The organism is Scytonema sp. NUACC21, from assembly GCF_054684315.1.
Genome location: NZ_BAAFZH010000096.1, coordinates 124,910 through 150,128, shown reverse-complemented (window position 1 = coordinate 150,128; position 25,219 = coordinate 124,910). Strand labels below are relative to the sequence as shown.

General features: G+C 42.4%; 16 protein-coding genes, 3 pseudogenes and 1 CRISPR repeat array. Of the genes and pseudogenes, 7 read left to right on the top strand and 12 right to left on the bottom strand.

All coding sequences use genetic code 11. The annotated features are described in order from the left end of the window. Nucleotides 1-1,062: 1,062 nt before the first annotated feature. Nucleotides 1,063-2,952, top strand: a pseudogene (locus ACYRY3_RS28740) (GAF domain-containing hybrid sensor histidine kinase/response regulator); the annotation flags it as partial. Nucleotides 2,953-3,389: 437 nt separating this feature from the next. On the opposite strand, the gene ACYRY3_RS28735 reads toward ACYRY3_RS28740, so the two are convergent. Beyond that, the gene (locus ACYRY3_RS28735) at nt 3,390-4,571 is read right to left on the bottom strand and encodes an AbrB family transcriptional regulator (RefSeq protein ID WP_460205088.1); all 1,182 of its coding nucleotides are present in this window, start codon (nt 4,569-4,571) and stop codon (nt 3,390-3,392) included. A gap of 167 nt (nt 4,572-4,738) precedes the next feature. Further along, nucleotides 4,739-5,632, bottom strand: a complete 894-nt coding sequence (locus ACYRY3_RS28730; RefSeq protein WP_460205087.1) for an isocitrate lyase/PEP mutase family protein — start codon at nt 5,630-5,632, stop codon at nt 4,739-4,741. 180 nt (nt 5,633-5,812) lie between these two features. Between ACYRY3_RS28730 and ACYRY3_RS28725 the strand changes: the two genes are divergently transcribed. From ACYRY3_RS28725 to ACYRY3_RS28705, 5 genes and pseudogenes are all read left to right on the top strand, one after another. Next, nucleotides 5,813-7,339, top strand: a complete 1,527-nt coding sequence (locus ACYRY3_RS28725; RefSeq protein ID WP_460205086.1) for a serine hydrolase — start codon at nt 5,813-5,815, stop codon at nt 7,337-7,339. 340 nt (nt 7,340-7,679) lie between these two features. Further along, nucleotides 7,680-8,162 carry a TerB family tellurite resistance protein gene (locus ACYRY3_RS28720; RefSeq protein ID WP_460205085.1) on the top strand — a complete coding sequence of 161 codons (483 nt, stop codon included), beginning with the start codon at nt 7,680-7,682 and terminating at the stop codon, nt 8,160-8,162. A gap of 10 nt (nt 8,163-8,172) precedes the next feature. Beyond that, on the top strand, nt 8,173-8,313 hold the full coding sequence (locus ACYRY3_RS28715) for a DUF6887 family protein (RefSeq protein ID WP_460205133.1): 141 nt from the start codon (nt 8,173-8,175) through the stop codon (nt 8,311-8,313). Nucleotides 8,314-8,372: 59 nt separating this feature from the next. Next, a CRISPR array of direct repeats spans nt 8,373-9,054; the repeat unit is 36 nt; unit sequence GTGCTCAACGCCTGACGGCATCAAAGGTTTGGTCAC. A 286-nt stretch (nt 9,055-9,340) separates the two neighbouring features. Further along, a pseudogene (locus ACYRY3_RS28710) lies at nt 9,341-9,511 on the top strand (arsenate reductase/protein-tyrosine-phosphatase family protein); the annotation flags it as partial. Between the two features lie 436 nt (nt 9,512-9,947). Next, complete coding sequence (locus tag ACYRY3_RS28705; protein WP_460205084.1) at nt 9,948-11,447, top strand: nuclease/transposase family protein; 1,500 nt, start codon at nt 9,948-9,950, stop codon at nt 11,445-11,447. A 49-nt stretch (nt 11,448-11,496) separates the two neighbouring features. Here the strand turns inward: ACYRY3_RS28705 and ACYRY3_RS28700 are convergent, their stop codons facing one another. From ACYRY3_RS28700 to ACYRY3_RS28665, 8 genes and pseudogenes are all read right to left on the bottom strand, one after another. Beyond that, complete coding sequence (locus ACYRY3_RS28700; protein WP_460205083.1) at nt 11,497-11,670, bottom strand: hypothetical protein; 174 nt, start codon at nt 11,668-11,670, stop codon at nt 11,497-11,499. Between the two features lie 110 nt (nt 11,671-11,780). After that, on the bottom strand, nt 11,781-16,247 hold the full coding sequence (locus ACYRY3_RS28695) for a two-partner secretion domain-containing protein (RefSeq protein ID WP_460205082.1): 4,467 nt from the start codon (nt 16,245-16,247) through the stop codon (nt 11,781-11,783). Nucleotides 16,248-16,259: 12 nt separating this feature from the next. Next, nucleotides 16,260-16,508 (bottom strand): annotated as a pseudogene (locus ACYRY3_RS28690) (NHLP family bacteriocin export ABC transporter peptidase/permease/ATPase); the annotation flags it as partial. A gap of 180 nt (nt 16,509-16,688) precedes the next feature. Next, nucleotides 16,689-16,859 (bottom strand): hypothetical protein, encoded by a 171-nt coding sequence (locus ACYRY3_RS28685; RefSeq protein WP_460205081.1) that lies wholly within the window; start codon nt 16,857-16,859, stop codon nt 16,689-16,691. A 222-nt stretch (nt 16,860-17,081) separates the two neighbouring features. After that, nucleotides 17,082-17,501, bottom strand: coding sequence for an Imm1 family immunity protein (locus ACYRY3_RS28680; RefSeq protein ID WP_460205080.1), 420 nt, complete (start codon nt 17,499-17,501; stop codon nt 17,082-17,084). 20 nt (nt 17,502-17,521) lie between these two features. Further along, a complete protein-coding gene (locus tag ACYRY3_RS28675) occupies nt 17,522-18,538 on the bottom strand; it encodes a pre-toxin TG domain-containing protein (RefSeq protein ID WP_460205079.1) in 1,017 nt (338 codons plus the stop codon). Further along, nucleotides 18,535-19,695: a hypothetical protein gene (locus tag ACYRY3_RS28670; RefSeq protein WP_460205078.1), complete on the bottom strand. Its 1,161-nt coding sequence runs from the start codon at nt 19,693-19,695 to the stop codon at nt 18,535-18,537. Before ACYRY3_RS28670 ends, ACYRY3_RS28675 begins: the two co-directional genes overlap by 4 nt. Continuing rightward, nucleotides 19,688-20,356 (bottom strand): DUF6789 family protein, encoded by a 669-nt coding sequence (locus ACYRY3_RS28665; protein ID WP_460205077.1) that lies wholly within the window; start codon nt 20,354-20,356, stop codon nt 19,688-19,690. Before ACYRY3_RS28665 ends, ACYRY3_RS28670 begins: the two co-directional genes overlap by 8 nt. Before the next feature lie 199 nt (nt 20,357-20,555). On the opposite strand from ACYRY3_RS28665, the gene ACYRY3_RS28660 reads away from it, so the two are divergent. Continuing rightward, nucleotides 20,556-20,996 carry an EF-hand domain-containing protein gene (locus tag ACYRY3_RS28660; protein ID WP_460205076.1) on the top strand — a complete coding sequence of 147 codons (441 nt, stop codon included), beginning with the start codon at nt 20,556-20,558 and terminating at the stop codon, nt 20,994-20,996. A gap of 187 nt (nt 20,997-21,183) precedes the next feature. Here the strand turns inward: ACYRY3_RS28660 and ACYRY3_RS28655 are convergent, their stop codons facing one another. Next, nucleotides 21,184-22,332 carry a WD40 repeat domain-containing protein gene (locus ACYRY3_RS28655; protein WP_460205075.1) on the bottom strand — a complete coding sequence of 383 codons (1,149 nt, stop codon included), beginning with the start codon at nt 22,330-22,332 and terminating at the stop codon, nt 21,184-21,186. 108 nt (nt 22,333-22,440) lie between these two features. After that, complete coding sequence (locus tag ACYRY3_RS28650) at nt 22,441-24,906, bottom strand: substrate-binding domain-containing protein (RefSeq protein WP_460205074.1); 2,466 nt, start codon at nt 24,904-24,906, stop codon at nt 22,441-22,443. Nucleotides 24,907-25,219 lie beyond the last annotated feature (313 nt).

Here is a 25,219-nt window from a genome sequence, read left to right as displayed (position 1 = left end):
ATGGCAGTTGCTATCAGCGGTATGCACTACACCGGAATGTGGGCAACTCACTTTACGCCCCACACGGATTCGTTACCTTCTAACTCAGCAGTTGTCAATCCGTCATGGTTGGCTGTAGCGATTGGAGTGATAACATTATTTCTTTTGAGCTTAGCCCTGTTAACTTCCTTGTTCGATCAATATTTAACAGCTAAAGGATTGCAGCAACAAGCTTTGGAAGAGAGTGAAAAACGCTTTCGGATGCTAATCGGTAAGATGCAAGTAGGGGTCGTGTTGCTCAATGCAAATGCTGAAATTCTCATTAGCAATCAAGCTGCAATTCATCTGCTCAATCTCAAGGAAGAAAATCAATCGCTCCAGGTTTTTAGTGACTGGTCGTTGTTACGGGAAGATGGTACACCCTTTCCCAACACAGAACTACCCGTGCAAAAGGCGATCGCTCTCAAACAACCCATTCATAATATAGTGATGGGGATGGAGCAACCTGAAAACCAAAATCGACGCTGGTTGCTCGTCAATGCAGACCCCGAAATAGACATTAATGGCAATGTAGAGCGGGTTGTGTGTACTTTTAGCGATATCACTCAACGCAAGCAAGCAGAAGCCGCACTGCAACTTATTGTTGAGGGAACAGCTTCTACAACAGGCGATGAATTTTTCCGCTCTTGCGTGCGTTATCTGGCGCAGATTTTACAAGTACGTTACGCTTTTGTCAGTGAATTTGTCAATGAAGCGAAAACGCAATTGCGTACCGTTGCCTTTTGGAATGATGGTAACTTTGATGACAGCTTTGAATACAACATTGCAGACCTTCCCTACCCACACTGCGAAGAATTTTTTGGGGAAATAGCTTGCGATCGTCCTGAAAAAATGGCTGCTTTGTTACCTAAAACGATAGCTGTCTCAGATTTTCATATCCAAAGTTATTTAGGTATTGCCTTAATTGACTCAGACGGGAAAAGTATTGGGTCATTAGTTGTAATGGATACTCAACCCTTAGTACTGGACTTGGGCAAAGAGTCAATTTTGAAAATTTTTGCCGCTCGTGCAGCAGCTGAATTAGAACGGAAACAAGCAGAAGAATTACTCGCCTCAAGCGCAGAACGCGAAAAAGCTATTGCCTTTGTGATTCAACGGATGCGCCAAACGCTAGAAATCGAGCAAATTTTTAGTTCTGCAACAGAAGAGTTGCGACAAGCGTTGAATTGCGATCGCGTCATGGTCTATCGCTTCAACCCTGACTGGAGTGGGGAAGTTGTATGCGAATCAGTGACTCAAGAGTGGAGAAAAATAATCGTAGCACAAAAAAATCAGCCCGAACTCACGCAGGCTGCTGTTAACACAAACAGTTGTGTCATCAAAGAGATAGAGGATACAAGTCAAACAATACAAGACACCTATCTCTACAATACCCAAGGAGGCATTTACCGTTCTGGCACAAGTTACCGTTGTGTTCCAGATATTTACGCAGCAGGGTTTGACAGTTGCTATATAGAATTATTGGAACAATTCCAGGCGCGGGCTTATACCATAGTTCCCATCTATTGCAGCAACCAATTGTGGGGACTGCTAGCAACATATCAAAATTCTGCACCCCGCCAGTGGAAAGAAGCCGAAATTAAAATGGTCGTTCAGATTGGGGCACAATTGGGAGTCGCCATTCAACAAGCAGAATTGTTAGCTCGAACGCGAAAGCAATCAGCTGAACTCAAAACAGCCAAAGAAACTGCTGATGCAGCCAACCGCGCAAAGAGCGAATTTTTAGCTAACATGAGCCATGAGTTGAGAACACCCCTCAACGCTATTCTTGGGTTTACCCAACTCATGAATCATGACAATTCTTTATCTGCCGAGCATCAGCAGTACCTTAAAATTATCAACCGCAGTGGCGAACATCTGTTGGAATTAATTAACGACATTTTGCAAATGTCCAAAATTGAGGCAGGACGCATTACGTTAAAAGAGAATGACTTTGACTTGCACCGTTTGCTTGAGAGCTTGGAAGGAATGCTAAAACTCAAGGCTCAATCCAAAGCTTTGCAACTTATTTTTGAGCGTACCCCAGAAGTGCCTCAATGTATCACTAGCGATGAGAGCAAACTGCGTCAGGTATTAATTAACTTACTCGATAATGCCATCAAATTTACCACACAAGGAAGTGTAACATTACGTGTCTCCGTAGCAGTGGACGGAGATAAAGGAACTAGCGTTTTCTCCCCCTACTCTTCCAACGCCCTCTACCTTTTATTTGAAGTGATAGACACGGGTTCTGGCATTAAATCAGAAGAGTTTGATAAGTTATTTCAAGCCTTTGGACAAACTACAACTGGGATAAAATCAGGTCAAGGTACTGGCCTGGGTTTATCAATCAGTTATAAATTTATAGAAATCATGGGGGGACAAATCTGGGTTGACAGCACACTGGGTGTCGGAACTAAGTTCAGTTTTACTATCTTTGCACACCAGGCAACCAACACACCAGCAAGTATTTCTGATGAGTTTACAAATAAACAAGTTATCAGTTTAGCTCCAGGAGAACCAACTTATAGAATTTTAGTTGTTGAGGATAGGCAAACTAACCGTCTGCTACTTGTCAAAGTTCTTACCAATGTGGGTTTCCAAGTACAAGAAGCCACCAACGGACAGGAAGCGCTTACCATTTGGGAAGCTTGGCAACCTCACTTAATTTTTATGGATATGCGGATGCCAATCATGGATGGTTATCAAGCAACTCGAGCAATCAAGAAAAGGGAGAGTCAAAAAATAGAAGGCAATAGGAGTAGACACGGCGACAAAACTATCATCATTGCTCTCACGGCTAGCGCTTTTGAAGAAGAGAAACACAAAATACTGAGTGCTGGGTGCGACGACCTCTTGAGTAAACCTTTTCAAGAACAAGAACTACTAGCGAAAATCAGCAAATACTTAGGAGTGCAATATCTTTACAAAGATGATATTCCCAATATAGGGGTTGTTTCATCGAATCGTGAAATTGTTGCTAATTCTGCTAATCTAGCTCCTCAGATCGCAAGTATGCCTACTCAATGGGTTGAACAACTTCACAATGCTGCTTGCCAAGGTAATGATGAACTCATTTTTCGCCTGATGGAAGAAATTCCAGAAGATAAAACAGATTTGATGGAATTCTTAAAAGTTTTGGTTGAAAATTTTGATTTTGAGGAAGTTATGGCTTTGACCAGCAAGGTTAGCGCTTCATAAAAGAGATGAGATGTTGCGAATTGGTCTTTGTAGCATCAAGATCGTAGGTTGGGTTGAGGAACGAAACCCAACACAACGGAATCATACCAATTTGAAAAAATAATACCCCTCCCTAACCTCCCCTTACAAAGGGGAGGGGTTTTCCAGATACCGTGAAAAGTCAGGTCAATTTATTTTGCAAGCCGATTTTCGAGACGATTAAACAGATATACCCATATTGGAAGGGAACTGTTAATGGCAATCAATCGAATTAGATGACCTGCTGTCACAATTTCTACGTTATGATGTAGCGCCAAGGAGACTAAAATCATTTCTGCTGAACCACCGGGTGCAGTGACCAAAAGACAGGTCAACCAGTCCCAAGCAGTTAACTGCATGGCAAGGAGAGTGGCTGCGCCCCCTGCAAGCAAAGTCATTCCCACGGACATAAAAGCATAGCCTACACTCTTTTTTCCTAGAGTTGGTTTGTCACCCCAATATTCGCCGATGGTAATTCCTAAGAGCATTTGCCCCACTATATTAATCAGTGGCGGTAAAACTAGGTCAATATGTCCTACGAAAGGTAATGAATTTAGTATAGGGTTAAAAATTATACCTGCTAATATTGCACCAAAAAACTCGCCAGCCGGAATTTTGCATAAGACAGCAACCCAAACTCCCAAGCTGCCAAACAGCAAAGCTAATAATAATAATCCTAATTGCGATGGGTCAAGGTTGAACAAAGCACCTTGAACGGGAAGTGTTTGAGAATCTATTGAAGTATTAGATGCTACTCTTGCAATTAAAGGTATCAAGAAAACTACGGAGGTCACTCGAATGGCTTGAACCATCGCAACTAAGGCAACATTTCGATTGTAGTCTGCTGCGATCGCGGACATGGGTCCAACTCCACCAGGAACTGTAGCTAACAGCGCCGTTAACAAATTCGTTTTACTTAAACGAGAATAAATGTAACCAATAAAAGTACCACATAGCAGTAAAAATAAGGTAAGAAAAGCAAAAATAGGCAAGCTAGAGGTAACATTGGCTAAGTGACCGTGAGAAACAGAAAAGCCAACATTGAGTCCTACAAGTGCCATCCCAGTCTTTCTTGCAGCCCGGTTGGGTTTTGGGGTATGGTTGTAAAGAATGCGGCAAGTCTGAAGTACCACCGCACCAGAGATAATGCCGCCAAAGATCCAGGAAACCCCGCCAATATGAAACTGCGCCAAGACTATACCTAGGGGCAATGCCAAAAGCATTTCCAAAGCCAATATGATTAACTTCTGCCCAGGTATTTGCTGTTTGGTAAGAATATTTTGTTCGCCAGCATTAGTCTGCTTGTGAGTTACTACCGTTAAACTCTGATTCATTTATTTAAGTTTTTTAAATTAAGATAACGCAATATCTATTCAAGCTAACGCGATCGCCCTCACTTTGCAGCCACTCACAGACATACATCGCATTATGTATAAGGAATTGGGAGATTGAAGACTGGCGACTGAGGAAAAACTTTCTCAATCAGCCCAGTCTTTAATCCCTAGTCTCCCGACACAGTAAACTGCTGTTCTAGTTGGCGATATTTAGGAATACCTATCAATTCTTGAAAATCTTGGAAGTTGACCATGTCCTGAAAATCAGCCGTCGTTCCTTGTTCCTTTAACTGACGCAAGCAAGCAGTCATAACTTTTGTCACTGCAAGCAAAGCAGAAACAGGGAAAAACACTATCTTGAAACCCAACTGCTGTAACTCAGAAGCAGAAAGTTGAGGAGTCTTCCCACCTTCAACAATGTTTGCTACTAGTGGAACATTGGGAAAAGCAGAAGCTATCCTTTGCAGTTCCCCAACAGATTGAGGGGCTTCTACAAACAGCACATCTGCCCCAGCATCAATATAAGCACGACCTCGGGAAATTGCCTCCTCTAAACCTAGTGGGGCACGGGCATCAGTGCGTGCAATAATGATCAAACCACTGTCACCACGTGCTTGAACAGCTGCCTTAATTTTGCCTGCGTGTTCTGCCATTGAAACAACCCGCTTCCCCTCAAAGTGACCGCATTTTTTGGGCCACTCCTGGTCTTCTAAAATCACTCCTGCAATTCCCTGCTGTACGGCATCTGTAACAGTTCTGATAACGTTTAAGGCGTTGCCATAGCCAGTGTCCATATCGGCAATCAGAGGAATATTAACCGATTGGGCAATCCGTCCCACAGTGTAGAGGGCTTCCGTAGCTGTGAGAAAACCGTAGTCAGGCAACCCAAGAGTGGAGGCAGCAATACCAAAACCACTGGTGGCTAAGACTTCAAAGCCCAACTGCTCAACAAGCTTTGCTCCCAAACAATCATAAACGCCAGGAATAACCAAAATTTCAGAACCTTTAAGTAACTGGCGCAGTCGCGCTGGAGAAGATGAGTGCTTAACGCCCAATGGCATATGGTTGCGACCTGACAATATGAAAAGTTTGCTGAGTTATTTTAACACTTGACTGCTTTAGAAAATAAAATGTGCTATTTCCTCCAATTTCTGGTATTATCCATCACACTATCTGTCATCTGCATCTTCCGTCACCAAGATTCCAATTTATAAACAATACAAAAAATCAAGGTGTAGCTAGTGAGTCAGCAAACAAAATCGATATGGGATAGGCGCAACCAACAAGTTGCCGTACCACCTAGACAATCAAGGCGTGCTAATAGAAGGACTGACCCAAGGTATCAGTTAAATGTTCAATTTCAGCAACCGACAGCATCGCCTCAACGTAAGCCGGCGCGGCATCCCTCTACACCTTCAAGGAGTAGAATTTCACAACCACAAGGAAAAAGTCCAGCCTACAGACAGCAGGGAATGAGCAAGAACCCAGCCGTCAAAAGCCCATATCCCCCAGGAACAACTCCAAACTACAGACGCAGAAGACGCAGATATACAGGTTCCGCCAGGAAACTTGTGATTTTGAGATTGGTTGCCTTGGGAGTGATTGCAACTGGATTGGCGGTTATGGGTTTTGGGTTATATACCCTACTTATGGGGTTATACACTCTCATACAAAAACCTTTTGTGCAAAAACAACCCATAGAACAACCCATAGAACAGCCTACCCCACAACCAACCCCTGCTCCTCCATCTTTTATCCCTCCGCCACTTCCTGCTTGGTCTTCAGGAGATTCACGACCCCTTCCCTCTCGCCAACCAGGGCACGAAAATACAGCAGTTGTTTACAACCTCAACAGTCCTCCGACATTTAAACAAAGCCAGGAGTTACAAGCAATTGTTAACGATGTTGTTAATTTGGCTGCGGATAGAGGTTTTCCAACAAAGACTTTATCAATTACTTTGATAGATGCTAAAACTGGTGAAATTGCAGGATATCAGCAGGAAGAATTGAAATATCCCGCTAGTGTCGCCAAGATGTTTTGGATGGTATATCTCTACGCACAAATAGCAAACGGTATCTGGTCAGATGAAGAAGGTTTTCATCCCTATATTGCTAAAATGATTCAGGAATCTGATAACGAAGCTGCTAGTTTTATTATTGATAAAATAAGCGATACAGAATTTGAAAGCCGACTTAATGATGAAGAGTTGGAAATATGGCGTAAGAAACGGGAAAAAGTCACACATTTTTTTCAACAAGCAGGCTATCAAGGGATTACTCTTACTCACAAGACATACCCCATTGCTTCTCTTAAGTTGTTAAGTCCAAAGGGAAGCGAATTGCGGATATGGCAAAATACCGAAGACCCAAAAAATCCTTTTCGGAATCAAATCACAACTGACCAATCTGCAAGACTTATATATGAAACTTGTTATCTTCAGCAAGCTATTTCACCAGAAGTCAGCCAAAAAATGTGTGGCTGGTTAAAAAGAGATTTAAATCCTGAGGTTTGGAAGAATCAAGAGGGGGGATTTAATCCCATTATAGGGTTTCTCGGTCAGTCCTTAGCAGATACGGGTGTTCATTTCTATTCTAAGGCAGGTTGGACGACGAGTACCCGACAAGAAGCAGCATTAGTGGCAACACAAGATGGGAAAACTATTTATATTTTAGCGATCGGTGCTAACGATACCGCCTATGCTAAGGACTGGGGTATTTATCCCAAGATGTCTCGTTTTATTTATGAGAAAATGATTTCTCGTAAGTAAGTCGGCGTGAATAAACACTATTTTGTGTTAGGGCTGGTATTGGTTAGTAGTTAGTGGTTAGTGGTTGTTAGGCTTGAGAGTATTTCAACATTTATTCTTCATACTCAACTATCAGACGTGTAATGATGGGAGTAGATTTTGAGCAACTGGTGGATGGATTTAATCAGTGGGCACAAAACTACGTTGAGTTAGCAGAATCAGATGCGAATTTGCTTTTTTATCTAAAGTCTAATAACTATCTTAACTGTCCTTGTCTCTTTGCTCTATTACTGATAAGATTTCAGCATAATTTCACACTATCACAGACATTTAAAAAATTTAGTAGGTAGAAGGAAAAGTCATGTCTGACATCAAAAAACTTGGTCAATCTTGGATATTTAATTGGTTCTTTGGCTTTAGCGAGATTCCTACAGATGAAGATTGTTGCATTTATATGAAGTCAGTTTTATGTTGCTCTAAAGGAGATGGAGTTCTCTCAAAAGAAGAAAAAGATTGGGCTATTGGATTCTGTGCATCATGGGGAGTAGCAGACTGGGTAATTGAAGAGCTAAAAGCATACGAGGCAGATGAAGATTTAGTAGATGTCATTGCTCGCTCTCCTCAAGTGTCTATGGCACAAAGAGATTTACTTCTCACAGCAATTAGGGCTGCTGCTGCTGATGGAGAAATTCATGAAGAGGAAAGGAAAAAAATTCGGGAAATGGCTTCTATTATAGGGGTAAAAGAAGAGATAGTAGAGCAGTTAGAGCAGCTACACCAAGAAGAATTAGCATTAAGACAAAAGCGCATTAAGCTGCTATATCCGGAGCAAAGCCCCTATTAGTAATCTATAGATTTTAGCAAATCGCAATGACGATGAAGCTTTCTACGCTTACATGGATAAACGACGTGCGGCTAATCCCAACCCAGTCACCATGACAATTGAAGAAGCAGAAGCCGAATTGCAAAGGCGATTTGGTCAACAAGCAAGCTAGTTCGGCATCAAAGGTTTGGTCACTATCTTGTTTATGAAGTGACACTATCGCTTTAAAAAGTGCTCAACGCCTGACGGCATCAAAGGTTTGGTCACGCTTCTATGAGTTCGTCAAGAGTGCATTTGTAAAGTTCGTGCTCAACGCCTGACGGCATCAAAGGTTTGGTCACGCCTGAAGTAAATCGGGTAGGCGATCGCCTAAATTTTGTGCTCAACGCCTGACGGCATCAAAGGTTTGGTCACTGTTGGAGCAGGTCACGCGATCGCATACTCGCTAGTGCTCAACGCCTGACGGCATCAAAGGTTTGGTCACAAGAACAATTGTGATAGCGCTCCCTAGCTCAATCTTGTGCTCAACGCCTGACGGCATCAAAGGTTTGGGCACCATCTACACCATCTGTTTCTAGGCATGGTCTATTTCGTGCTCAACGCCTGACGGCATCAAAGGTTTGGTCACTAAATCATCAAGTGTTTTTCCCAAAACACTCCTCGGTGCTCAACGCCTGACGGCATCAAAGGTTTGGTCACTAGTGCTTCAAGACAGTGTTGATTTCATCTCCTATCGTGCTCAACGCCTGACGGCATCAAAGGTTTGGTCACGTCATCATCGGGCTGTTTTTTGAACCACTGCTTGAGTGCTCAACGCCTGACGGCATCAAAGGTTTGGTCACGACTTCAACAAATTCCATATCTTTTGCATCTTTACGTGCTCAACGCCTGACGGCATCAAAGGTTTGGTCACAACAATTTTGACACATAGTTACCCTTTTTTAGGTATGGAAGGGTAACTATGGGTAGGAATCAAGTTACAGTTCCTTGCCCCGATTCATGTCCTCTTGAATACTACAAGTAGCTTCAAGGGCTTGCGGTAGCAGCAAGAATCAAAAAAGTGTTAACCATTGGTTAACTGTAGCGAACTGCATAGCGGCAGATCGCTAAGCAGTAGCGAAGCGATCGCTTGCCATGAGAGCAAAGTGCATAATTCGTCCCATAGCAAACTATATATGTAAAGGAGCCAAAAGTTTGTGATGAAGAAATTACTGTTTATTTGCAGCCGAAATCGCTTACGCAGTCCGACAGCCGAAGCGGTATTCTGTGAATATGAGGGATTGGAGGTAGAATCAGCCGGACTCGACTCTGAAGCAGAAATCCCTTTATGCAGTGAATCCATCCAATGGGCAGATATCATTTTTGTGTTGGGGACAGGAAGGACAAGGGCAAGGAACTGTAACTTAATTCCTACCCATCTCTACCCATTGCTACTCTTCATTAGGTAGGTCTGATAGAAGTTGGTCAACAAATTCTCTTAGCCGTTGTTTCCAATCAGGGACGGTTTTTAATTGTTTGCGGACACCAACTCTGACATTGAAACAAACAGGTGTTCGGTCAAAGAAGAGGCAGAGGGGCAGGGAGCACCCGAGCAGGGGAGAAGACCCCATCCATGAATGGAGGGGCTTCAACCCACCACCAATTGCTTACCACCAAACCGGAGTTATGGTGGGGGACTTAGACCCTTTGCACCCTTTCGCCCTTGAGAAGTACGAAGGCATATTCCTTCTGCCATCTGCCCTCGAAATAGCTGCCTTCTTGTTAAAATATTGCTCTATGAATATATAGCAGAAAAAAGGTCGAACAATGACTCCGCTCACATATTGCAAAGGACTTCCTACACCAGAATACGAACTGAACAATCTCGGGTTGACAGATTTCGAGATGTTTTTAGCAGCGTATTCGCCAATAGTTCACAAAGCGACTTGTGAGACAGTTAATCATTTACTGACCGGAAAAAAGTTGAATAAAGCTGATTGGAACACTTATCTACAGAAAACCTATAACATCAATAAACGCCATGCTAATGGTATTATTTCTGATGCTACTGGACGTGTAGACTCCGCTAAAAAATGTCGCCTCCATCATATTAATCAGTTAGAAGCCAAGTTAAAATCTGCTCTTGATTGGGTCAAAGCTGCTGAAAAACGATTATTCAACGCTCAAAAGTTTTATGCTAAAAAGAACTGGCAAAAATCCCAAACGGGTTGTCAATTCCCATTATCGTGTTCGGTACAGTTTAAATCAACCAATTGGCGTCATCTCAAGTTTCTCCTTCACAATAAAAAACGATACATTTATCAAACACAACAAAAAATAAAACATCAGAAAATAGCGACTCTACAAGTATTTGTCCCCCGAGATAACGTTTTTGTAGTTGGTTCTAAAGATGAATCTTTTGGAAACCAAACTTGTCAGTGGGATGGTGACAATATCCGGTTCAGAGTTCCTTACTGTTTAGAACCAAAATTCGGTAAGTATGTTGAAACTAAGCTTGGTAACTTTGAGAGAAACATTAACAGATTACCCGATGACGGTGCTAAAACTTGGCATTTTTATCGTCAAGATGGTAAATGGGTTGCAGCCATTCAGTTTACACCTAAAACTGTAGAACGTGTCAGCCGACCAATTCAATATGGATGCATCGGAATTGATATAAATCCCGGCTCTATCGGCTGGGCATATGTCGATTGCCAAGGTAATCTCAAAGCTAAAGGTGCCATTCCTTTGCAGATGGGATTGCCTCAGAATAAACAAACCGGACAAATAGTTAAAGTCTGTTTACAACTTGCAGAATTAGGGAAAAAGTATGCTTGTCTAATTGTATGTGAGGAGTTAGACTTTTCCGATTCAAAAGCACAGTTACGCGAAAAAGGTAGAAAGTATGCTAGAATGTTATCAAGCTGGGCATACAACCGATTTTATCAACTGTTAGAAAGTATTTTAAGTAATCGTGGTATTAGCCTAATCCAGAAAAATCCCGCATTTACAAGCTTAATTGGATTAGTTAAATATTCACGGATGTATGGTGTTTCAAGTGATATCGCTGCGGCAATTGTCATTGCTCGTAGAGGTATGAACTTGAGTGAAAGATTACCGCGTGCCATGTCCGCTTATCTGGAAATGAATTCTAGAAAACACGTATGGCACGGGTGGGGAAAAGTTAATAATTTCGTCAAGCAATGCGATGTAATACGGTCTAGGCATGAGTATTATACCGTTTCTAACTGGAGTTCACTGGTTAAGGACTACGCCGAACGAGTAGCCAATGGTAAAAGTCGGGCTAGTTCCAAGCGAAAGCGTTAGTGGATATTGCTGAAAACTTATACCGCAGAGTTCATGTTGCTGTCCATGTTTATCCACTTATGGTTAGGTCTGGGTAGATTTTTAGAAGCGGTAAATTATGAGTAAGCTCCACACTTGTTGCTGTCAATGTGTCAGTTGTTGACATTGGCATATCCTTTTTGTCAGTAAAGCCAATACCTTGAATTGCACAAATAGCACTGCCACCACCAGGGCGCGGTATCATTACCCGTTTTGCTTTGGGAAAGAGTTGCAGAAAGCGAGATATAACTTGGTTGGGAGCTTTAACGTTTTTATCTGTAACTCCTATAGAGACGCGAAATTTCGCGTCTTCTACTAAACCTTACATCCAGATAGAGAATTTTCTAGCTTTCGAGGCGTGACTGTAGGCACATTAGCAACAAGCATAACATCCCCATTCCTATCAACGGCCCAGCCTTGAGCTTCGATAATTTCATCTGTGGATGTATTGCCAAGATTTGTATTTTGTAACTTTTCTTTCCTGCTTTCCTGCTCCGATCCCCTTCTTTCCCTTGGTACAGCCATGAGCCGCCAATCTTCCCACACAGTATTACTATTAAGTATGTTGTTGGGAGAGGGAGCTAAACCGCCACGTCCGGTGTAAGTGAAACTACTGTTTGCCGTTTGAGCGCAGATATTGTCATCGACTAAACCCGCAACATTTACCACGTCTATTGTTAAAGGAACTAATCCTTTAGTGGGATCTATATCTAGGGTATCAACTTCCAGCCTGCCAATTAAATCAGGAGTTGCACCTTTGGCAGTAATATCACTTGTTTGTGGGGAAGGTTCTTGTCTAATTTTGATACCAAAGAGAGCCGCCGCATTGTTAATGCTGATATTCCCGCCACGAAAGTTTTCAGAATCAGCGCGAATATCACTATTTTCCGATCGTAAGGCGACGATGAAACCGTTTCTAGCATCTATGGTAATATTGCCACCAGTAATATTGTCTCCACTGGCATTGGTAGTGATACTACTACCACGACGCAATAGTAATAGGGGTACTCTGAGAAAGATATTTCCCCCACCACCTATAGTGTCAGCGCTGATTTTTGCGCCGTTATTTAACAGAATAGAGTTAGCTTGTACTGTAAGGTCGCCTGCACTTCCCAATTCCGTACTGTTTACAGTGAATCCACTGGCTGCACCTTGATTACCCACTTTCGGTTTACCATAGATGTCGATGTTGTTACCAGCGAATTGAGCAAGTCGTGTCAAGTAAGTTGGATCGCTGTCTCTTATTGTCACAGCATTAGTGGCATTGAGATTGATGCTACCTGCAGCTCCACTACCAGATGTGATAGCGCTCAATTGCCCACCCGATATTGCCTCAAAACTATTTGTCAAGATTTGAATTGCTCCTCCGCTTCCACTGGCTGTAGTTCGGGCATCTATAACCGAGCCGTTGGAAATACTGAACCTGTTCGTATTCACTGTGATATCACCGCCAACTCCAGAGGAATTGGTGCTGGTAAATATACCACTCTCCACTCCATCTACAAATTTGGGAGGGGAATTAAACCGAGGTGGGATATTGTCCTGAAAAAGGTTGGGGGGAGCCGATGTTGTATTAGTTCCAGATACGGAAACTTTATCTGTTGTGTTGATGAGGATATTACCAGCTTTTCCTTCCCCTGAGGTAACTGCATTGAGTTGAGCGCCATCTGTTAATGAGAGCGATTGCGCTGTAATACTAATCCCTTGAGCATCCCCAATAGCCCCTTTTTGTACGGAGGTAGAGATGTCACTATCAGCTAGGAAAATTGCACCCGTCGTCTGCACGGACACTCCGCCAGCATTTCCTTGCCCTTGGGTGCTTGCAGATATCAACGATTGATAAGAGGAGACAAACCCTGCCCGAATATCTATATCTCCCGCTTTGCCCTTTCCATTGGTAAAAAGTCTGGTTGTGATAAAGCTCCGCTCTAAAGATAAATCATCTTTAAGATAGATTGATATATTGCCAGCGTTTCCCTCTACCTTATTTTCAAAAATATCATCGCCGACTCCAGTAGCCAAAAACGAACTGTTTCTGAGTTGGAAAGATGGCGCTTTGATTGTAATATTGCCTCCATTGCCTTCGATGGTATTGTTACTTGGGATACAGCCAACGGCGATTAAAGAGCAGACTCCAACGTTACTAAATGCACTACCTTTATCAAATAATACGCGATCGCTCGCATCAATAGTTATGTCCCCAGCGTTTCCCCTCTGTCCGTTGGCGCTAGAAGCTAAGAAAGCATCATTGATTATAGAAAGGGAACCAGTATTGATGGTTATATTGCCTGCATCTCCCTTACGTTGGGTATTGGAAATGAGTTGAGCGCCGTTTGTTATGAAGAGTGCTCCGCTTCTAATTCTGATGTCGCCTCCGTCACCTGTAACTTCTGTATTACTGCTAAAAGGAAGCAGATTGACATCAGTATAGACTTTGGCTCCATTGTCAAAGGAGACAGTATCGCGGGCATTAATGGTTATATCGCCTGCATTCCCCTGCCCATTGGCACTAGAGGCTAAAAAAGATTCATTTGTTACGGAAAGTGAACCAGTATCGATCGTGAAATTCCCTGCATTTCCCACTCCCGAACTACTAGCGCTCAATTCAGAGTTATTTGTTACAGATAGTGATTCAGTGGCAAAGGTAAAATTGCCTGCATTTCCCACTCCCGAAGTGCTGGCATTCAGTTTAGAAGCATTGGTTACGGTAAGCAATTCTGTCGTGATACTGATTTCCCCTCCCTTACCTGTCCCCGCAACATTGGTGTATACTTGAGCTGCTCGGTCAAATAAAACGCGATCGCGAACATCAATAGTGACATTCCCTGCATTTCCCTGAGATTGGGTGCTGGCATTGAGTTGAGAGCCATTGGTTACGAAGAGCAAACCACTGCTGATTTTGATGTTACCTCCATCACCCTTAATTTCCCTAACTGCACTAGAGGGAATCAGATTTACATCAGTATATATCTTTGCTCCATTCTCAAAAGAGACAGTATCGCGGGCATCAATAATTATATTGCCTGCATCTCCTTGCCCATTGGCACTGGCTGCTAAGAAAGATTCATTCATTACAGACACTGAGCCAGCATTGATAGTGATATTCCCTGCATTTCCTTCGGCTTGGGTGCTAGCATTCAGTAGAGAGCCATTGGTTACGAAGAGCGAACCACTGCTGATTTTGATGTCACCTCCATTGCCTTCAACCGCCGTGTTGGTACTAAAGGGAATTAAACTTACATTAGTATATAATTTGGCTCCATTCTCAAAAGAGGCAGTATCGCGGGCATTAATGGTTATATCGCCTGCATCTCCCAACCCATTGGTGCTAGTTGCGAAAAAAGCATTATTAGTTACAGAAGCTGAGCTAGTATTGATAGTGATATTCCCTGCATTTCCCTCAGCTTGGGTGCTAGCAACGAGTTGAGAGCCATCGGTCACGAAGAGTGAACCACTGCTAATTTTGATGTTACCTCCATTACCCCTGACTTCCGTAATAGGACTAAAAGGAATTCGGTTCACATCAGTATATGCTTTGCCTCCATTGTCAAAGGAGACAGTATCGCGGGCATTAATGGTTATATCGCCTGCATCTCCCAACCCATTGGCACTGGCAGCTAAAAAAGCATCATTAGTTACAGACACTGAGCTAGTATTGATAGTGATATTTCCTGCCTTTCCCTCGCCTTGGGTGCTAGCTGTAAAAATGGAGTTATTGCTTAGAAATAGTGACTCAGCATTTATATCAATATTTCCACTATTGCCCACACCATTTTGTGCAACTTCATTAGAAATTTTACTACCGTCTGCGATCGCAACTGTTCTAGTGGCGTTAATTTTAATATCTCCCGCCTGCATATTGGGGAAGCTAACCCCTGAAATTCCCGTCAAAAATTGGCTTCCCCCTGACATATTTAAATTGGCTGCATTGACTGTAATACTACCCCCACTGTTTGAGAGGACATTGACTGTAGCTTGATTGGTAAGAGATACATCCCCTCGTGACACTTGGGGAAAAATTAAACTCAATAAATCCCCGTTAGGAAAAAGTTCTACGGTGTTTTCTCCTACGACTCCCCCTAACTCCACGCTTCCTGAAGAAGCCACAACTTTCCCTGCATCTACACTCACATTACCACCAACAAGTGCTAAACTCTTACCGGTATTTACCTGTAAATTCGACCCCCTTATCACAATATTTCCAGCATTGCTCCCCAATTGCAAACCAATAGGCACATTAATGGTTAATAAAGGTGTAGATTCTGGATTAGTAGCGCTAAATTCAAATCTATCTGCAAATTTCATACTATTGGCAGATGTGGCAAAAAATGAGCCGCCAATCTCTAATCGTGCATTCTGCCCAAAGACAATTCCGTTAGGATTTATCAAAAACAAATTTGCCGTACCGTTGGCGCGAATTAACCCATCAATATTAGAAATAGACTGTCCCGTAACTCGACTAATAATGTTTTGAATATCTGAGGCATTTCTAAAATAAGCTGTCGTGTCCTTGAGTACGGAAAATTCTTGAAAACTGTGGAACAAATTACTTCCAGCTTGAGTTCCACCTTCAATATTGACTGTATTGCCAATTGTATTTACGCGGGAATGAGTCGGTAAAGTTGTATCTGGAGTGATTTGGGCAAACGTGCAATTTCCAGACAGTACAATTGCACTACCAATGACAATACCAAATCTTTTGAACCAAGCCGAACCAATAGTCGCCTCTTTAGACATAGCACTTTGCACAATGCGACATAACACTAAATTATCTTGAATCATGTTGCTTTGCAATCAAAGAGCATCCCCATCGCTACGAATTAATTGCAAATACGATCCTTCGACTTGTTGCAATTCTTCATGAGTGCCCCGTTGCACGACTTTCCCCCGTTCCAAGACAATAATTTCATCACAATCGCGGATGGTACTCAAACGATGTGCCACAATAATGCAGGTACATCCTCGCTGACGTAGTTTTTGGTCAATAATTTTTTCAGTTTCAGTATCCAAAGCGCTGGTGGCTTCATCCATGACAAGAATAGACACCCTAGGGTGTGGAATGGAGTTAATACGTTCCATAATACGCTCAACCACATCTTTCACGATGCGACCTGACGGAACTTTACCACTAGCTTTCTCCACCGCTTGCTGCCACACTTTCCGTTGCTGGTGCGTTCTTGCTTGGTTTGGGGTCGAACTTAGGATTCATTGGTGATGTCATCATCAACGGCGATCGCGAGTCTCAAGAATGACTTGTTCCGGCTCATGTTCTTCTTCCTGAAAAAGCACACTGAGGACGCAAACCAAGAAAAGGAAGCTCGAGTACCAGTGAGGCTTAACAATTTGGGAAGCCGTCCGACGTGATGGCATGGAATAGCAGTGGGATAAATTCATTGTGCGATCGCGTCTCGGGGCAAGGCCAGAGCTATTGTCAGTTTTTATCCTTTAGCTTAAAGCTATCAGGTATCCCGGCTAGATCCTTACGAGTATCACCACAATATAATAATTACTTATCTATCATCTTAACGCTATCTTTGTAAACTAATTATTTGGTGGGTTTGGTAGATTACATTAATAGTTAGTTTCCATTTAGGCTGCTTCTATTAAAAAGCTAAACTATTCATATTCTCGCCAATAAAGTGATTCATCCTTTTTACCAAATCTTGCATAAGCTTCACTTGCTTTTAGAATTTCGTTAATACCAACACATACATTTAAAGCAAACCATGTTTTTTGTCCAGCTATAATCTCGACAGAATCTGACGATGATTTTGATGGATCGTAAAGTTGCCAATCACAATCATTTGGATTTTGAGTGCTTATAAAACAGATGTATAAGCCGCTGTTGCCTCCTCCGCCAATTCCCATATATTCTTCATATTCGTCATCTTCATCTTTCATAAGTGAAATAGATGACCGATAATGCCCATCTAATTTTAGAATTGCATCTCGAATATCTGACCATGTTGGGTTTACAACCTCTACGCTACGAGATTTATCGTTTAAGTTTTCATAACTTAAAATCTTAACAAACATTTATAAGTACCCTAAAACTATCAGCGAAATACAGTTCTAATAATTCTACTATCAGGTAATCTTTCAAATACTTCCAATGAATCTAGACCTGAACCAAGAAAAAGATTTTTCACTCCTCCGTTTCTACCACAATACCCACACATATCTGAGTCAATAAAAAGTCTCCCATGTCCTCCATTTAATGCACCAGCTTGTTGTGCCTGTAGAAATGCATGACCTTCAGCATGATTAGCAGTACCACCAACTGGTGGTCTCCCAGAAGGATTTAATAAACCTGCATCTCGGAAAGCTTGTCTTGCTTGTTGGTCAGCTTCTGCTCCTCTTCCTGCCCAAGAATTGTGTCCAAAGAACTCTTTGCCTCCAACTTCAAATTTGGAAACAACTCCATCTACTGCTCTATCTCCTGTATATGGTGGTCTTCCAAGCTCTGTCCTTCTGTAGTCATCAATATTGTCGAATGATTTGCTAACATCACTTGATACATGAGACAAAACTTCTCTTTGTGCTGCACCAGATACTTTGCCAACGTTATCCGTTCCTCTAGCAACATCACCTAAATTATCCGCTCCTCTAGCAACATCACCTAAATTATCCGCTCCTCTAGCAACATCACCTAAATTATCCACTCCTCTAGCAACATCACCTAAATTATCCGCTCCTCTAACAACATCACCTAAATTATCCGCTCTTCTAGCAACATCACCTATACCATCAATCACTCTACCAACACGGGCTAAATCACCCACCCTTCCCAAAATAGGAATAGCACCCAAAAGCCGTTCCCACCACTCCAATCTTTGACCCGTAACCCGATCGCGCCCAGTAAACGCCTCAATGATACCTTTAATATCCCCAATAATTGGTGTAAAATCTAACGCCAATCCAATAAAAACTGCTATCAAACCCCCAGCGATCGCTGCATTGCGGATAACACCATAGCAATCAGAAAGGCTACCACAGTTATCAGCCAAAGCTGTTTGGTTAAACCCAAATAAAGTTATAAATAATACTATAAATGCAATGATATATTTACTCATGACTGTCCACCACCAGCAATTATTTCTTTGGGTGTACGGTAATGAGAATTAAGCGTAAGAATTGAAAAAACAGCATAGCCAACAATTGTCGAAATAACTATTGGCAAAAAAGTAGAAGTACTATTCCACATTGACCTGACAATTATTCCCGCCAAAAGATAGCTAATTACACAAGCAGCTATCAGCCTGATTAAAAGAGGTATTTTACAAATCCAATAAACCAATCGAGCATCTAGCCGGACAAATAGACCTTCCCTTATAAACATAGCTAGTAGCAAGGGAACTCCCAAAAGTATTACATCTGACCAGCTTGAAATAATTCCAGAAAGCATAAATATACTAAAAGCCGCTTTAATCGGCACTATTAACCAAACAGGTAATGATTTTTGTTTAGCTACAGTTTGGCTAAATGCTATTTGAAATTTTGATAAACGTTCTTTAACACTTGAGTTAATTAAGGCACGGTACTCCAATACAACTCTAATAATTCCACAAATTGCTGCTATTATTACTAGTATTTGACCCTTCTGCTGTATAGGAGCGATTGCTGCAACTGATGGTTGTTGACCTTGCCAAGTATATACAGGTCGAATTAATGTTGGGACTGATTGTGTCCAAATATACACTAAAACACTCACAATAATTGCTTGTAGTCCTGCTGCAATTACTGTCATAAAAGTACGTTGGGCAAAGGTTAGAGATGACAATTTTTCTTCCAAATTTGGCAATGTCAACCGTCGCAATAATCTCGTACTTAAAGGTATAGAAACAAGTAGAAAGCTCAATAAAAAATAAGATAGGAATAAAGGTAATCGAACATAAATCCAAGTATCAAGATTTAACCAGTTGGGGTTTTGTAAATGTGGAAATAAAATAAAATCCCCAACTACATAACCCAGCCACAACCAGGTTCCCAAGGCAGCACTGAAACTACTGATAACCAGCATTAATACCATCGCTGGAATTGAGTAAGTAAAAGTATCACCAGACCAAAAATGTGACAAACCTATAAAAAACCCTAATAATAAAATCAAAGGGGGCGTCGATGCAACACCTCTGAATGCTGTCAAATAAATTCCATCGGCTAGAACAAGAGCCAACATTGAAGAGATATGCCTAACTTTTAAAGGTAGATGATCCCACCAAAATTCAATCATTAGCATCCCCTCCCAACTTACTTCTACTCGTAGATGTCAGCCAACGTTGTGCCAAAATTCCTAACACGGCACCATACACCATGTGACCAGATAAAGAAACTATCGTAAATTCCTTCATGACCGCTTTTAGGTCAAGCCAACCAGGATAAATGGTAAACATTGATACTTCCAGTGCTAGCGCCCATAGAACACCAAATTTCCAGTTACGATTACCAAATAAAAAGCAATAAGCTACAGCAAACAACATTCCATTCAAAAAATGGTACATCGTACCAACTGTATAAGCCGCCGTTTTAGATGTTCCCTCTCCAATAATCAACTTGCCAAATAAAACAAACGTTTCAAAAGGCCAAAACTTTAATCCACCTACCATTACTAATAACAACCTTGATATATCGTATCCTACCGTCGCAACAAACCCCGATACAATTCCAATCAAAGCTTTTTTCTTAATTACTGGTCGTTCAATGCTTGAAGTACGTGACCATTTCGATATCATCATCAGTAGGGCAAATATCCCTAAACACAATAACGTTACTGCCAAAGATGCTTTAGTAAAAATACTAACTACAAGCGCCGCACCACTCGCCATCGACGCGATCGCTAAAATTATTTGTGGTTTCTTGAAATGTACCCTATCTGTAGAAGATTGTGACGCCACCTTCATTTCTCCCTAAATTGATTAGGTGGTTTTTGTAACATACTTTATACTTTATATTTTTGCTTAGTTTCTATTATGATTTTTTTTTTAGTAACTAAATTGTAGAATACTTACCTGATAACAAGTAAACATATTTCCATTTTATTTAACAATTGAACCTCTAACTAGCGGACCAGTCAGCTAGTTAGAGGTTCAAATCTTGCAGCATCACCTTATTGCAAAAATCAAAGCCCAAAAAGCTTATTCTTCGGTAGGGTGGGCACTGCCCCACCACCTCGTTGTTGAGAAGGTGCAAGATGTGAGTATAAGCACTTGTCCAGTGCATCAATATTATACATTTGTTAAATGTCAGAGCGTAGAGCAAGCGGTTTCAAATCCAGATTACAATGACCCTTTAATAGAAACTTTGTTCGACATTGTTGATTTAGACAGTGATGGTCACATATCACAACAAGAGCATCGGCTCTTCTTCAGTGTGTTTGACCTAGATGCTGAAAAATCAGATTTTGTCTTCTCCAAGCTTGATATCGATAAAGACGGCATTCTCTCTAAAAAAGAGTTTGTTTCTGCTAAAAAAGAATTTTTAACTGAAAAGGAACCCGGTGCTGTAGGCAACTGGTTTTGGGGTTCTGTGGAGTAATGTACGCCATACTTGTGGTGGATTCCCTTAATTTTGCCTGCATTGGGGTACTCCCCTCAAGTGCCCCTGCACTTATAACTATAGCTCCGTATTTACTTTTTTCCGAGGTGCAAAGCCGCGTCACTTTAGTACGGGGTGCTAACGTCATAAACGCCAAGAGATCGCACTTCAAACGCGTAACATAACTTTATATGCGGGCATCAAAACGTACCGACGCGCCAGGTAAAACATTCATTCCAACAGAACCTGACGGCTCGATCGGACCTTGAGGTGAAGGAGAAGGCAACATTCGCCAGACTTTAACGGTTTTGTCACCGCTACCACTAGCCAGCATTTGTCCGTTGGGGCTGAAAGCAAGAGCATAAACTCCGCCTCCATGACCTTGAAAGCTACGAAGTAACTTTCCTGTCTTCAAATTCCACATTTGAACCCTCCGGGCTTGACCACCACTGGCAAACACCAGCCCATTGGGAGCGATCGCCACTGCTTCAACAGTACCAAGATGGGCAGAAAAATTGTGCATTAATTCTCCCGATTTCAAATCCCACACTTTGATATTTTTGCCATCTGTTTGTGGAAGCGATTGGTAAGTATCATCACCGCCGCTATTGACAAGAGCTTGCCCATCAGGAGCGATCGCAACTGATGTCACCCCAGACGATTTTGCAGGAGGGACAAGGGTACGTGACAGTTTCCCACTGCTCAGGTTCCACAATTTGATTTTGGCATCGCCATGACCGGTAAAAAGAGTTTTACCATCGGGGCTAATGGTGAGAGAAAAAGCCCCTGGTTTCATAGTGCGGAGTAGCTGTCCATCCTTGATATTCCACAGCCTAATCGTATCTCCACTAGTAGTGACTAGAGTTTGGCCATCGGGAGTTATGTCAACTGCGGTCACTGCACTTGTATGTCCGGTCAAAGTGCGTAACAATCGCCGATTTTTCCAGTCCCACAGCTTGACTTGTCCATCTTTCGCACCACTCACAACAGTTTGTCCATCGGGGCTAATGGTAATAGATTCTACTTCCCCTGAGTGACCGGATAGAGAAGCAAGTAACTGCCCTGTTTGAATATTCCACAGCTTAATAGTCTTGTCGTCACCACCACTAGCCAGAGTCAACCCATCTTTGGAGATCGCAATGGCGCGAACTGGGGCTGAATGTCCAACCAAAGTCCGAATCAATTGACTGTTTTTTTGTTGGGGTGGGGCGACTGGGTTTTGAGCAATTGGCGCAGAATAAGCATCGGTAGGATACACGCGGATAACAGTCACAGTAGCAATGACTGTTAGGGATAGCGCTGTGACGGCTTTCCCAAAAAAGGGCTTCAGTGTCATTGTGGCAGAGCAGGGGGATATATGTATCAATTGACTTTGTGACACAGCCCTCTGTTCCAACCCATAGTTCCTAGATAGTCGTGCTGGGTTGAGAGATTTGGCAACTTGTCATTTCTCACTATCCGGAATTTCCTTAACAAACTTCACCTGTAAAGTCTTAGCCTGTTCTCCATTGGTAGAAGTTGCTTTCATATGATGGGCAATTGCACCTTCTGTAAAGGGAATTCGCAGGTGAAAAGTCCCATCTTGTCTGAGTTTAACGGGATGACCGTCAATAGTCAGGGTTGAACCGGGCTCCGTTGCACCGTGGATAATGAGTTCAGCATCGGCGACAAACCAGAAATCTGACTGAGGGCGGTTAGAGATGCGAACCGTCTCGGAACGGTCTAGGAGCAACCAACGGTCATCATCAGTAATGTAGCCGATTTCGACCGTGTAATCGCGATCGCTTGCTGGAATAGCCACATAGCAGTTGTGGACTGTTTCTTCACATTCATACTGCTGCACAAGCTGGGGGCTTTGATAACTCAAGTCAAGGTCGGTCACATCATAAAGTCGCACCGCTAACTGCGAACCGCCCAGCTGTCGTAGCTGTTCTCGCTGAGAATCAGGAATATTCCAAAAAGTATAAGCCCATTGAGGAGTCCGGGGTGTGAGAATAATACTCCTTTCCAGACTGTGAGATGCCCCTGTCAGGTTTTCAATGACTTCTGGTTGAGTATCTTCTATATCATATATATCGGTGGATAAATCTGCTGGTGCAGTTGTTTCTTGTTGCACGCTGGATATCACTGCTGCGATGTCTGGCAATCCAGAGTACAAAGGAGTCACAACCGCTACTGGTGCTTCCCAATCTAAATCCAATCCGGTGTCATCCTCTGGGAGATTCGTGGCTGAAGTTGCTGGCTGAGTTGCGATACTATCGGTTTCTGATTTTACTTCCTCAGGCTTCTGTTGCTCAACAGGTGTCGATGAAGTTGCCTCTTGAGTTAACAGCGCTTGCTCATCAGATGCAAGCTCATCCCAGACATCTGGTAATGTAGGGTACAAAGCTTGTACTTGTGTCACCTGTGGTTGGACAACAGTTCCATTGGCAGTTGCAGACCTTTCTTCGGTTATCCCATCACTAACTGTCTTTAACGTTTTTGACTGTAGCGTTGTTCCTGCTACCAAGGTGGTACCACCTGCCAAACCTGCACCTCCGTTAACAGTGGCAAGATGTGTAAAATTGGGTAAGAGTGTTGATTTGCCGTTAGTGACTGTTTCACTGGGAGATATTGGGTGAAAACCGTTTTCTTCTAAAGGTGGATTGGAAGTGAGTTCCGGTGTCGTCTGAGTTTCCTCATCTCTCCAAAAGCGTTTTGTAAACGATCGCCAGAGAATCAAACCACCTATACTCAAAGGTACCAGTAACCAAAGTAGTGGTGTAATTTCCTGCCTAGTTTCACGATTATCAGAAGGTGGTACAAACGCCCGACTGTTAGGAGAAGCCGTGTCACTGGTAGCTGTTGTTTGTATGGCAGTCTCAACTGTTGGTGCGGGTGTAGCTTCAGTGCTTGGTGAAAAAGTTGGTGTTGGGACAGTTACGTTTGAGATACTTATAGCTTGGGAAACTGGCCGAGCTCTACCTGAGGCGATATTAACAGCTTCAGCAACCCTGGCATCTTCTATAGCTTGCTTTCCTGAAGGCGTGGTAGCAAAACTCAGAAAACGACTGACGGTTGGGCTGGGGTTTTTCTTATAAACGTAAACTAGCGGTAGTGAAAACGGGTACTTGGGGTCATCAGGCAAGGTTCCGTGTATTGGTACAACTCGTACACCTTGCAGTTTGGATACTTGGTTTGCCTTGATATAACTGATACCATCCTTTCCCAACTGCTTAACAAGTTCTAAGGGGTTATCTTCAGCTAGTTGTATAGCATTAGAACCTGTAGAAAATTTAGTGGCTTGAAAGATGGAGTAGCCGCGAAAAGACTGCCGAATTTCACTGCTTTCTGGGCGATCTATGAAACGAATTTTACCTTGAGAAGTTCCAAAACGCGACCAATCTGTAATTCTGCCGCGAAAAATTCTGGCAAATTGCCTGACTGTCAAACTTCCCTTGAAGGGGTTGTCTTTACCCACCACAATTGCAATTTTTTCTCGACGCAAGCGGATGAGTTCCAAACCTTGTGCTTTTTCTTCTGGTGTCAAACCACGCCCAATGGCAGCTATGTCAATTTTTCCATCTTGGAGAGCTTTGAGTGCAGTCTCAGTTCCATTAGAAGCTACTTCAACCTCTACACCAGAAAACTGTTTCTCAAAACCTTTTTTCAATGTTGGGTTAATCACAGACATCATCTCCGAACCATCAATCCGCACCTTGGTATCACTTGAAACAGGTTTTGGTAGCGGAGAAGCCGGAGCGTTAGCGGAAGATTGTGCCCGTGCTGGGTTCGGCACGAAGAGGGCTGCTGCTGGGGTGGTAGCTAATACCAGCAGTAAATACAGACAGGCTGCCGAACTAATTTGTTTTTCTTTTTGCCACATATGCCCCATATCTAGGTAGAAAATCAGAGAGCCTACCAATCTCATGCATTGTTTTTTTCTGGGTAAGATGCGCTTTTGATTATACTATCCTGTAGTTTTTTCTAAGTTGCAGCAGATACCCAAGTAAATCCGGCAACTTAGTTAACTTTACCTTGTTAAAGGTATACTATTATAACACTTATTTTTTCTTAACTCTTTTTTCTCATATTTTTTAATAAATTGACAGAACAACTTCTGTTTCAAAAATTAAACTTGCATGCTAAATCTCTAATTAAGTAGGATGACACAAATAAAGTTAACTTATGAGGATCGCCATTAGTCATTGGTCATTGGTAAGGATTTCAGATCTATTTACATT